The sequence below is a fragment of the Eubacterium sp. genome, from assembly GCF_057858645.1.
In genome coordinates, this window is sequence record NZ_DBLZZO010000045.1 from 1 (window position 1) to 11,694 (window position 11,694).

The following is an 11,694-nucleotide window of genomic DNA, read 5'->3' on the forward strand; positions in this document are numbered from 1 at the left end:
TAAATATTTGTTTCTACATGAGCAAATTTATCAATTGATAGAAATTACAAAGGATCATATAGAAAAATTTATTGTGTATTGGTTCCCAAGAGTCTATTTGGATTATACAACTAAAGAGATTCAAGAAATTGTTAGAAATACTAGGATATACATTGAGTGGTGTTTGGATAAAACTAATAATGATGATATCAAAAATATTAATTTTAATGTTCTTGAAGCGGAATTATTAAAGATACAAAAAAAATCATCAAAAGTAGCATTAATAAAAACAAAAATTGATAGACCTAAAGTGATGGGAAAGAGAAGCATATGGTTGGAGCCGGAGGAAGAAATTCAACAAGAGTGTGAAATTGTTAGTTCATGGTTTCAATTTATAGAAATTAATTCAGATATATGCATTTTAAAAAATATAAAAAATAACAATATTTATTATATAGACGAAATTAATCAAATTAAAGAGATAGGGTTAGAAGATGAAATCATAACATTAGAATTATATAGGGGAAAAAAAAGCGACAAATTTTGGAGAATAACAAATATTGGTCTTATTTATTCGAGAAAAGCAAAGAAATATCTATTAATGTAGTTATAGTTTATTATGTTATGAAAAATATTTGTACAAGAGTTATCGAATAATAGAAATGATTGTTTAGAAAATAGTGGAGAATAATATGTCAATTAAGTTATGTATCATGTCTCCTGTAAATTGTTTAACAACATTTTCAGATGAGGGAGATATGCTTTTAGCCTTGCCTCATATTGTACAGAAAAGTACAGAATACAAAGAGTATTATAACATGTCGGACAAGAGAATTATATTAGATAGTGGAGTGATTGAACTAGGCTTGCCAATGAATTATGAAAAACTTATGAAAATAGGAGAAAAAATTGGGGCGTTAGAAATTGCTTTACCTGATTATTTACACGATTCTGTAAATACAATTACTAGTGCAAAAAATATATATAGAAAGTATCGAGATACAGAAATAATAAAAAAATTGAAAATATAATGATGTAAAATATAAACATTGTAGATAGAGTTTTGGTTGTTAAGAAGTACATTAAAAACAATTTGCAAACTTGCGGAGGAATATGGACTATCTAATGATACAATTCGAAGTATTTTATATAAATAATCTGTAAAATGATATAATCTTAAACAAAAATAATTGATGAAATACGTCTATATACTTTTGATAGTGTATATCCTTCGGTGCCATCATACAGGCAGCTATTGCAAAAAAGTAATAATCGCGAAAACTAATAATATATTCCTAGTTACATTTAGGTGTAACTAGGGATTTTTTGTTGATGCTTTTGTGATATAATGTAAGACAATTAGAGAGATAAATTTGAATTTGTAGGAGAATAAAAATTAGATATGGACAATTATGTAGATGAAAGAGATTATAAATTATTAGAAGGTGATAAATATACATTTTTTGTATTGAGACGTATTATTGACGGACCGTGCAAGTTACTGTTATCTGACCATGAACGATTAATCATTTGCTTTTCAACAGAGCCGTTTCCGGCTTGGATATGGACGGCAGATGATGCAACGGAAGAGGAAATGGAAAAAGCGTACAGGCTTTTGTTTGAAAATAATCTGATGAACAAGGAACATACTTTTAATCTTAAATATGAACTTTCAGATTATTTTATTAAAAGAGCGTTGAAGGATGGAATAAATTTATCGGTAAAGACAAATATGTTTGCTTATGACTGTCCAAATCCAATAAAACCGGATGAAATTGCAGAGGGCGAAATCTGTAGGTGCGAGATGAATGATAAGGAAGAACTTGCCTATTTTGCTGAAATGTTTCATGAAGAAACAGGCGTAGATAAGATGGACCGAAAAGGCTGTTTGGAGTGTGCGGAAATAAAAATAAAAGAAGGAAAAACATTCTTTTGGAAGGATTCGCAAGGAAATCATGTGGCGTCTTGCTCTTACAATCCGAAAGGTGAACTGGCAAGTGTTGGATTGGTTTTTACACGACCTGAACACCGAAGAAAACATTATGCAGATAATCTTGTTTATCAGGTTTCCAAGATGGCTGAAGCGGAAGGATGCCTTCCGATGCTTTACACAGATGCGGACTACGCCGCATCGAATGCTTGCTATGAGAAGATTGGTTACATTCTTCGCGGGAAACTTTGCTCAATTGGATAAATAGGCCAAGACACTCTAATTTGTTGAACATGCGCAAATTCCAGTTTATAGTGATGATAGCCAAATGTAAATGAGGAGATTATGAAATACGGTGTTATGGATGTTGCAATAGAATATTGCAAAAAAGGAAAAATTGAACAATGGATACAGTTGTTTTTACGAAATGATGGCAATAACATTGCACTAGCAGATGGATTATTAAAAGAAACAAGGTTGTATACAGAAATAATCGATTTTGATATTGAACTGTTGGAAAATATAAAATCTGGTGCACCTGAATATCTATCACAAAGTAATGATATAGATTATTTTTTCTATAGAGTAGATTCTATGAAAAATGATATGGAAAGATGGAATCCCCCACCACTAATAATAGAGTATAGAAGTGATGGGACTTTTTATGTGTGCGATGGTAGACATAGACTTGAATTATATAGACAAATAGGTAGCACTAAAATACCAGCTATTATTTGGGCAACAGGTACAGAAGATTTTGAAAAATTGAAGGAGATAATAAAATGATAAGTATATGTTCTAATTGTGGAAATCATGAGTGGGATAAAGAAGTAACTGGAAATAAAATAAAATGTCCAAAGTGTGGCTATATATGGGAATTTAAAAAATTACCTTTATATATTTTGACTGGTTGTAGTGGGATTGGGAAAACCACTGCAGCACAGGAGTTACAAAAGATGACAGATGAAATTATTGTTCAAGAGGTAGATCAGTTTAATAATTTGATGCATCCACAGACGGATGATGACAATTATTATATGTTAGAACAGATATATCAGATATCTAGAAATAACAATCAGGCCAACAAACCGACTATTTGGACTAGTGCAGGAAATGTTGATAAACTTGGTAAAGGATATGGTGCAAGATATTTTTCTGAAATAAAGGTATTAGCACTTACAGCTGATCCAGATGTAATAAGACAACATATGACAGAAGGACGTCATATTACAGATGAAGATTGGATTAATGGTTCAATTAATTATAACGAGTACTTTAGAACTCACAATGAGTTTAATGGTACAAAGTTTGATACATTTGATATTACAAACAAAAGTCCGAGAGAAGTGGCAGAGCATATATTAGAGTGGATTAGAGAAAAGTAAAGAGTACGAGAGTGGAAAACCGAGGAGATTATATGGATATTATTTTTGAAACAGAACATTTGATAATTAGAAAGTTTAAAAAAGAAGATGCAGAACAACTGTATCTAAATCATCGGGAAGAAGCAGTAAAAAAATGGTTCCCAAACGAAAGCTATATAGACATAAATGAGGCTATAGGAGCAATAGATTTTTATCTGGACTGCGCAAACAATAATCGAATGCCATATGTTTTGGCTGTTGAATTAAAAAGGACAGGAGAACTTATAGGTGATACAGGAGTAAGTGAAACTGAAGTAAAAGAGAATGAAGTAGAGATTGGATACCAGATAACTGAAAAGTACAAAGGAAACGGATATGCTACAGAATTGCTAAATGCGATGACACAGTTCTCATTTGATAACCTTGATTCAGCGGTTGTCTGGGGACGTGTCGTATTTGGTAATGTAGCATCAGCGCGAGTACTTGAAAAAGGCGGATATACTTTTGTTGAAAAGGAAATGGGCGCAGAGGATGATCCATATGGAAATGGAATGTTAGTTTATAAGAAGGAGAGAAAATAATGATAGAGTTAAAGGAAGTTAGGCATTACAATTGGCAACAATGTATTGAACTAGATGTGTATGATTGGCAGAAGTCATTTGTAAATCCTAATATTTTTAGTTTGGCAGAAGCGTTTGCTCACTCAGATGCTAATAAAGAAGATGCTGATAATTATTATAGATGTATTCCTAAGGCAATTTATAAAGATAATGAAATGATGGGATTTGTAATGATTACATATGAAAAAGAGTGTGATTATGATGAAAATCCAGGATATGAAATCTATAGATTGATGATTGATAAAAAATATCAGCAGAACGGATATGGAAAAGAAGTAATTAAAATGTTAATTGAGTATATTAAAACTTTTCCATATGGAGAAGCTAATCACATTTATGCTTCATGGCATCCAGATAATAAAGCATCAGAAAAGCTTTGTCTTGGTAATGGATTCGAAGTGGTAGGAAAAGATGATGATGGAGCCGTGATAAGCAGGTTAAGATTGAATGATTAGAATAACAATTAGAATTTGACGAGGTATTGGTAGAATGGTAGAAGTTAAATTTTATGACAATGTCGCAGATGAACTTTTGAAGTTTGCAGTAATAATATCAAAAACAGACAACAAGTGGGTATTCTGTAAACACAAAGAAAGAGAGACTTATGAAGTGCCAGGCGGTCACAGAGAACCTGGAGAAAGTATTTTTGAAACAGCCAAAAGAGAATTACAAGAAGAAACAGGGGCAATTGATTTTAAAATTGAACCAATATGTGTGTATTCTGTTAAAGGAAAGACACGAGTAAATGAAAATATTGATGATGAAACTTTTGGAATGTTATTTATTGCAGACATTAGCTCATTCGTGGAATTACATTGTGAGATTGAGAAAATATTGATTTCAGATAAGTTAGTTGATAATTGGACATATCCTTTAATTCAACCTATATTGATTGAAGAAGCAAAAAAAAGAGGCTTTATATAAAAATCAAGATAAGCAACAGAAACTTCCAGTTTATCTACGCGATGCATTCGCATTTCGCTTTGCTTCATGCTCATGTCGCGCTGTCGCGCTATGCATCAACACTTGAATGTGTCTGACTGTGAGCAAGCTCCCGTCAGCCAATTCAGTGTAGCTGCGCATCGCTTGTAGAAATGTGCAAATTCTAATTTAGGAGGTAAATTTCTTGGATAGAGTAATATTGAACGACCTTAATTTTGAAAACAGAAATGAGGCTCTAAATTTTTTGAAAAGTTTATGGAAATATGAAAAGTCGGAATGCCCAATATGTGGCAGTAAACTGGAATTACTACATAAAAAGGCTAAAAAGAATAATTGTGACTGGCAGTGTAAGAGTTGTAATAAGATATATAAAACAATTTATTTATTGGATGAAATTAATGAAAAGATGTCGGATTGATAACTTTATATTTGAATAAATTATTATTTTATGGAGAAAAAATATGGATAAAGCTATTATATATATTCATGGAAAAGGTGGTAGTTCAAAAGACGCTACACATTATATTACTATTTTCAAAGATTGTGACGTAATAGGCTTTGATTACATGTCAAAGAATCCATGGGAAGCAAAGAAGGAATTTCCAGAATTTTTTGATAAAATTTATCATAAATACAAGTCAGTAGAGATAATTGCTAGTAGTATAGGTGCATTTTTTGCAATGAATTCGTTAGCAGATAAAAGAATTGCTAAAGCATATTTTCTTTCGCCAATTGTAGATATGGAAAAGCTTATTTCAGATATGATGATGTGGGGAAATATAACTGAAAAGGATCTTTGTAATCAAAAAGAGATTAAAACAGATTTTGGTGAAACTCTTTCATGGGAGTACCTTTGTTATGTAAAAGAGAATCCTATTAAATGGAAAATTCCTACACATATTTTATATGGTGGTAAAGATAATCTTACATCTTATGAAACAATTTCAGGTTTTGCCAATAAAATTAATGCCACACTTACTATAATGCAAGATGGTGAACATTGGTTTCACACAGAAAAGCAAATGAAGTTTCTTGATGAATGGATCAGTCAATACATAAATTTATAATGTTTCAGGTTGGGACCTCGGGTCCCAACCTTTTCTATTACCCATCATTTCAAAATTTCAACCAATATATGGTGTTTTCTTCTAATTTCCATCCACGTCAGAATTCGACATAGACACACTGCAATAGTAAAATATAACTATAAAGTTTGAGACCAACAAACCTTAAAACTTTAAATCAAAAATAAATAAATGCCTTATTGAGAGCAGTAGTTTTAGAAACTAACTGTTTTTCAGTAGGGCATTTTTTATTGCAAAAATAGAGGTGTCATATGAAAAGTGAAAGCATTTTACTTATTCCACCGTAGAGAGGAAAAGAGCAAACAGTAGAATTTACAAAATTTTTAGGAGGACGATTATGAATTTAAATTACGAAGAATTTAAGGAAAGAATTAAGGATGACATTAAAGATTACATGGATGAAAAATACAAGGATTGTGAAGTTGTAATCAGAAAAGTTAATAAGACTAACCGTGAGGTTGATGGTTTGAACATGTTGGACATACCGGGATTAAAAAATGCAACACCAACATTGTATGTAAATGACTTATATGAGAAATACGAGAAAACAGGTGATTACGAGGAGGTTGCAAGAATGGCAGCAGAAACAATGGAATATGGAATTAAGTCATTTAACAGTCAGATTAAGGAAGAATGTCTGGATACATCAAAATTAAAAGATAAGGTTTTCTTTTCTCTAATAAATGCTGAGCAGAACAGGGAACTGTTAAATACTGTCCCACACAGAGAATTTGAAGACCTTGCAATTGTGTACAGATGGAATCTTGGAAATGATTCATTAGGAACATATACAAATCTTGTTAACAATGATTTAGCAGCAAAGGAAGGTCTTACAGAAAATGACTTATACAATGCAGCAAATAAGAACACAAAGGAATTATTCCCGGTGTCAATTAAGAACATGAATGAAGTCATTAGTGAAATTATATTTGGTGAAAGTGAATTGGGTGAAGAAATGCAGGAAGAATTCAATGAAGTAATGATGGAAACACCTAATGAACATTCAATGTATGTAATTACAAACGAAAGTAAATTGTATGGAGCAGCTTCAATTTTATACGAAGAGCCACTTCATGAATTAGCTGAAAAGGTTGGAAGTGACTTATACATTTTACCTTCAAGTGTCCATGAGGTTATTGCAGTGTCAGCAGATTTTAGTTCGCCGGATGAACTTGCAGAAATGGTATATGAAATCAATATGGATCAGGTAGACATTAATGACCGCCTTTCAAATCAGGTATATTGCTACGACAAGGATTTAAGAACATTAAGACTTGCAACAGACACAATAAATAAGAGTCTTGATGACGTTGACCGTGGAGCAATATCAAGTCCGGAAAGAGAGGGCAGATAGTCATAGAAGATTTTCAAAAAGAATTGGCAGAGAGGATAAAAAGTGAAGTTGCTAACTGCAGTTCGGATGAAGAGTTTTTCATTAAAGTTGAGGTGATTGCAGATGGAAAAGATAAATCAGGTATCAATTAGACTTGTAAAGGAACGACCGCTGCTATCAGAAGAACAACTTACATCCCCTGAAAAGGTGGCAATGGTAGTTGGAGATTACATAAGGGATATGGATCGTGAAGCTTTATGTGTAATCAATTTTAACAGTAAGCTTCAGCCATTGAATTTCAATCTGGTAAGCATTGGAGCAATAGATACTACAATTGCTTCGCCAAGAGAAATACTTAAGTCAGCAATATTGTCAAATGCAGCAAATATGATGATTTTGCATAACCATCCATCCAACATTTTAGAACCATCAAAGGAAGACATTAGAACTACGGCAAAGCTAGTTGATATTTGCAATCTGGTGGGAATACCTCTTCTGGACCACATTATTGTTGGTCCAGATAAGGGGAGGTATTTCAGCCTAAGGGATAAGCAGTTGGTTGATTTTAGAAAAAGCAGTACATATTCAGACAAGTTAGAGTTCTTAAATTTTAAGAAAGATAAGGACATAAAAATAGCCGAGGAAGTAAAGGTTAGATAAATAAAAGGGGTTTGGGGATATGCCACAACAAGAATGCATTTGTATATACAAATGCGTATCTTGCAAAAGACATAGCCTACATTATTTTACAGAAGGAAGGTGGATATATGAGTTCAGATAAAAGAGACATTACAAAACTTATAAGATTCAATGACAGGGAATATCAGATAGTAAAGGAAAATGCAAGTGCCTGTAACATGAATTTCTCAGCCTATGTCAGATATGCGATTTCAAACATAAAGATGCCAAATCCTGATATGAGAAAACATATTCTTAAACTGATTAATGAGGTCAATCACATAGGTAATAACGTTAATCAGATTGTCCGCAATAATAACAGTGGTTTGTATATGGACAGTGATAAGACAAGGCTTATGGAGTACATGCGATTACTGAATCTTAAGGTGGGAGCTTTTATGGAAAAGTATGGCGATTAGCAGAATATTACACATGAATAGCCATCACCGTTCTAAAGGCTCACATCTGCAGGTGGCAATTGATTACATTTTAAAGGATGAAAAGACCATGAATGGTCTGCTTACAGGAAGTGTTAACTGCATAAAAGAAAATGCCTATGAGTGTATGAAGGAGACAAAAAGACTTTATGGAAAAATGGACAAAAGACAGGGGTATCATCTCATCATTTCGTTTGAAGAAAATGAGTGTGATGGAGATACAGCAATGAAGGTTATAGAAGAATTTGTTCACGAGTATCTGGAAAGCGACTACGAGGTAGTATATGCAGTTCATACCAACACAGACCACATTCATGGTCACATCATCTGGAATAGTGTGCGTTTCACAGACGGATATAAATATCATTACAAAAAAGGTGATTGGGAAAAAAACATTCAGCCAAGAATAGACAGAATATGTGAAAAGTACAATCTTTCAACACTGGAGAAATCAATTGAAAAGACAGACAAAAAAGAATGGGATGTTTTAAAGGACGGACCGTTTATATGGAATGAGCAAATAAAACAGGATATAGATGCATGTGTATTAAGGGCTGCGGATTATTCAATGTTTCTTCAAATGTTAGAAGCAGAAGGTTATGAAATAAAGCAGGGAAAGTATCTGGCAGTGAAACCACCGGGAATGGAAAGATTCAGACGTACAAAGACGTTAGGACAGGGCTATGGAATTGATGAATTAAAAGAAAGAATTGTAAAGGAAAATCTTAATACTTATAGAAGTAATCAGATAGTAAGATCTCCAAGAGTCAGAAGATTTAAGTCAAAAAAAGTAAGAAAAACGAGGATGACAGGATTGCAAAGACAGTATTTTAGGGAAATGTATCGTTTGGGAAAAATAAGAAAACAACCATACTCACAGGTATGGAAATACAGGAAGGATGTTAAGAAGTTTAAGTTATTACAAAAGCAGTATTTATTCCTTGCAAAGTATGACGTTACTGATGTGGAACAAATATCTGACGTGCAAAAAGATTTGAGAAAAAAGGTGTCAGTGCTACTTAAGGCAAAAAAGGTAATAGTTGATGAAATGGAAAAGCTCCTTAAAGTATTTCAGGCAGTGGAGAACATAGAACAGGAAAAGAAAGCAACCATTTTCTATAAGATGGGTGATGACACATTTAAGGAATCAGAGCAGATTGTATTAGAAGCAAGGGCAACACTTAAAGAAGAGGGATTGTCATTTGAGGAAGCAAAAAAATTAAGGGAATATTATAAAGAACTTTTACAGGCAAATGAAAAGGAAACAAAACAATTAAGAAAAGAAATTAGTGTAGGTTACAAAATCATAAAGGAAGTAAAAGTAAGGCAGGAGAATAAGGAAATTGAGGAAAGAGCAATCAAAGAAGAAAAAAACAAACAGGAAGAACAGGAGAAAAAATATGTTAAAAGGAAGTGATTTATGTGGAACAGGCAAAGGAATTTAAAAGTGAATTTCAGATAGCACAGAAGAATAGAAAAGAGAATATTAGGATTGAGAAAAACACCAGAAAAGGAGAACCGGTATCCCTGATTAAGAGATTGTTTTTCTCTAAAAAATACAATAATGATCTGGTGGAAAGACTGGCAGACGGTGATTTAACAATTGCACAGATGAAACAGATAAAAATTGCAATAAAAAATAAACTGTCTGAAAAACAGATTGATTCACTGATTAATTGTAAGAAAGATGAAAAGGCAATGGCAACAATAATAGACATAGCAATCATGCTTAACAATGGGCAGAGGAGGTGAGCATATGTCAGATGAAATTTCACAGGCAATACAGATAATAAGACTTGAATTTGATGGATTGAGATTTGGAATGGACGTAACAGGTGGAACAGTGAAGCAGGCAAAAAATCTGGCAGTGTTCATTTATGCACTGCTTACAAGAGAAAAGCTTCAGGGAAAGACATCATTGAAAAAGATGCTAAGTAAGGATGGTAGTTTGCAGGTATTAAAAATCAGGGAAGAGGACATGAAGAAGTTTAAGAAACTTGCAAAGAAATATGGAATTCTTTATTCAAAACTTCCGGACATAAATAAGTCAGACGGAATGACAGAAGTTCTTTTTCATACCGAGGCAACACCAAGAATAAATACATTAATCGAAAAGTTAGGCAATGGAAGCATTGAGAACTTAATGGATTATGTAAGAAACGGTAAGGATGGAGATTTTGAAAAGGTTGTTGATTATCTTAAGAAAGAAAACATTTTAAAAGATACTCCCAGTGAAGTCGAACCGGAAAGAAAGGAACAGTTAGACAGGTATGCAGATGAACTTAAATACAATGCAATGATAAATGATCCTTCAAGAGTAGATATTACCATTTCAAGGAAACTTTATGAAGAGGAAAATCTTACATCCATAAAGACAAGGGTTCCTAATACATATGGTGACAATGTCAGATACTTATGGCTTGATAAGTCAGATGTTGTATCAATTAACGGTGGAAAGACTTTCTTCGCATATCTTAACAAGGACAAGGAATACGAACTTGTTGACAGAGACGGGCAGGTGGCAGAGAAACTTTCAGGTCAGAATTTACAGAAGCAGCATTATGACAGTGTGGATGTAAATGTTAAAAATAGGGCATTACAGGAACAAAGAAGAGGCAAAAGCGAAAGAAAACAAAAAGCCAAAAAGGTTGGGACTCCGGGTCCCAAGGTTAGAAAAACAGAATCTGTTAAAGGAACTTCAAGGGGGCGATAGCCATGAACAGAAAGAATTCAATAGTAATTCCCTGTTTAATAATTGGAGAACTTTTTACAATTTATGTTTCGTACGTCCTAAATGGTGTGTGGAACAACAGTGGCGATATAGTATTAATTCTTAATAAGTTTAATGCTGCAATAAAAAATCCATTTGGAAATTACTACAATGCCAATACATTAAGAGCAGTAATTTATGGTTCGTTAATATACGGAATGGCAGTTCTAATGTATGTGACAAGCAGAAGAAATCTTATGCATGGCAAGGAATATGGTACTGCAAAATTTGCAGACATACGAATGGTTAATAAAGCACTTGCAGATAAGGACGAGTGCAAGAACAGAATATTAAGTAATAACGTGCGAATGAGCATTGATACCAGTGTTACCGGTTTGAATAACAACATGCTTGTAATAGGTGGTTCGGGTGCAGGAAAGACGTTTTTTATTGTAAAACCAAACATAATGCAAATGATGCTTAATAATTCATTTATCGCCACCGACCCAAAAGGAGGTGCGAAACGTTCCATAGTGAAAAGCTATGGCACGATTGCAACTAATAATTGAATAAAAAAAATAGTAGTAAATCGGAGAACTAAACACACGATATGTCG

16 protein-coding genes are annotated in these 11,694 nt (G+C 33.1%); all 16 read left to right on the forward strand.

The window, feature by feature from the left end; translation table 11 throughout:
• A partial coding sequence (locus ACZM4J_RS11885) for a hypothetical protein (protein ID WP_489486253.1) occupies window positions 1-586 on the forward strand: 586 nt, incomplete at its 5' end.
• Window positions 587-671: 85 nt separating this feature from the next.
• On the forward strand, window positions 672-1,010 hold the full coding sequence (locus ACZM4J_RS11890) for a hypothetical protein (protein WP_428244564.1): 339 nt from the start codon (window positions 672-674) through the stop codon (window positions 1,008-1,010).
• Between the two features lie 371 nt (window positions 1,011-1,381).
• Window positions 1,382-2,173 carry a GNAT family N-acetyltransferase gene (locus ACZM4J_RS11895; protein ID WP_489486254.1) on the forward strand — a complete coding sequence of 264 codons (792 nt, stop codon included), beginning with the start codon at window positions 1,382-1,384 and terminating at the stop codon, window positions 2,171-2,173.
• A gap of 81 nt (window positions 2,174-2,254) precedes the next feature.
• Window positions 2,255-2,695, forward strand: a complete 441-nt coding sequence (locus ACZM4J_RS11900) for a ParB N-terminal domain-containing protein (RefSeq protein ID WP_428244566.1) — start codon at window positions 2,255-2,257, stop codon at window positions 2,693-2,695.
• Window positions 2,692-3,294, forward strand: a complete 603-nt coding sequence (locus ACZM4J_RS11905) for an AAA family ATPase (RefSeq protein ID WP_178062561.1) — start codon at window positions 2,692-2,694, stop codon at window positions 3,292-3,294. Before ACZM4J_RS11900 ends, ACZM4J_RS11905 begins: the two co-directional genes overlap by 4 nt.
• 32 nt (window positions 3,295-3,326) lie before the next feature.
• Window positions 3,327-3,854, forward strand: coding sequence for a GNAT family N-acetyltransferase (locus ACZM4J_RS11910; protein ID WP_178062562.1), 528 nt, complete (start codon window positions 3,327-3,329; stop codon window positions 3,852-3,854).
• On the forward strand, window positions 3,854-4,348 hold the full coding sequence (locus ACZM4J_RS11915; RefSeq protein WP_178062563.1) for a GNAT family N-acetyltransferase: 495 nt from the start codon (window positions 3,854-3,856) through the stop codon (window positions 4,346-4,348). Before ACZM4J_RS11910 ends, ACZM4J_RS11915 begins: the two co-directional genes overlap by 1 nt.
• Before the next feature lie 34 nt (window positions 4,349-4,382).
• Window positions 4,383-4,817 (forward strand): NUDIX hydrolase, encoded by a 435-nt coding sequence (locus ACZM4J_RS11920; protein ID WP_008402203.1) that lies wholly within the window; start codon window positions 4,383-4,385, stop codon window positions 4,815-4,817.
• A gap of 479 nt (window positions 4,818-5,296) precedes the next feature.
• On the forward strand, window positions 5,297-5,902 hold the full coding sequence (locus tag ACZM4J_RS11925; protein WP_489486256.1) for an alpha/beta hydrolase: 606 nt from the start codon (window positions 5,297-5,299) through the stop codon (window positions 5,900-5,902).
• A gap of 355 nt (window positions 5,903-6,257) precedes the next feature.
• Complete coding sequence (locus tag ACZM4J_RS11930; RefSeq protein WP_489486258.1) at window positions 6,258-7,274, forward strand: DUF5688 family protein; 1,017 nt, start codon at window positions 6,258-6,260, stop codon at window positions 7,272-7,274.
• Between the two features lie 102 nt (window positions 7,275-7,376).
• Window positions 7,377-7,913, forward strand: coding sequence for a JAB domain-containing protein (locus tag ACZM4J_RS11935; protein ID WP_299118074.1), 537 nt, complete (start codon window positions 7,377-7,379; stop codon window positions 7,911-7,913).
• A gap of 107 nt (window positions 7,914-8,020) precedes the next feature.
• Window positions 8,021-8,350, forward strand: coding sequence for a MobC family plasmid mobilization relaxosome protein (locus ACZM4J_RS11940; RefSeq protein ID WP_489486260.1), 330 nt, complete (start codon window positions 8,021-8,023; stop codon window positions 8,348-8,350).
• Complete coding sequence (locus tag ACZM4J_RS11945) at window positions 8,340-9,785, forward strand: relaxase/mobilization nuclease domain-containing protein (RefSeq protein WP_299118070.1); 1,446 nt, start codon at window positions 8,340-8,342, stop codon at window positions 9,783-9,785. Before ACZM4J_RS11940 ends, ACZM4J_RS11945 begins: the two co-directional genes overlap by 11 nt.
• 5 nt (window positions 9,786-9,790) lie before the next feature.
• Window positions 9,791-10,120, forward strand: coding sequence for a hypothetical protein (locus ACZM4J_RS11950; protein ID WP_299118068.1), 330 nt, complete (start codon window positions 9,791-9,793; stop codon window positions 10,118-10,120).
• A gap of 4 nt (window positions 10,121-10,124) precedes the next feature.
• Window positions 10,125-11,081 carry a PcfB family protein gene (locus tag ACZM4J_RS11955; protein WP_299118065.1) on the forward strand — a complete coding sequence of 319 codons (957 nt, stop codon included), beginning with the start codon at window positions 10,125-10,127 and terminating at the stop codon, window positions 11,079-11,081.
• 2 nt (window positions 11,082-11,083) lie between these two features.
• Window positions 11,084-11,647: a type IV secretory system conjugative DNA transfer family protein gene (locus ACZM4J_RS11960; RefSeq protein WP_299118064.1), complete on the forward strand. Its 564-nt coding sequence runs from the start codon at window positions 11,084-11,086 to the stop codon at window positions 11,645-11,647.
• Window positions 11,648-11,694: the final 47 nt, after the last annotated feature.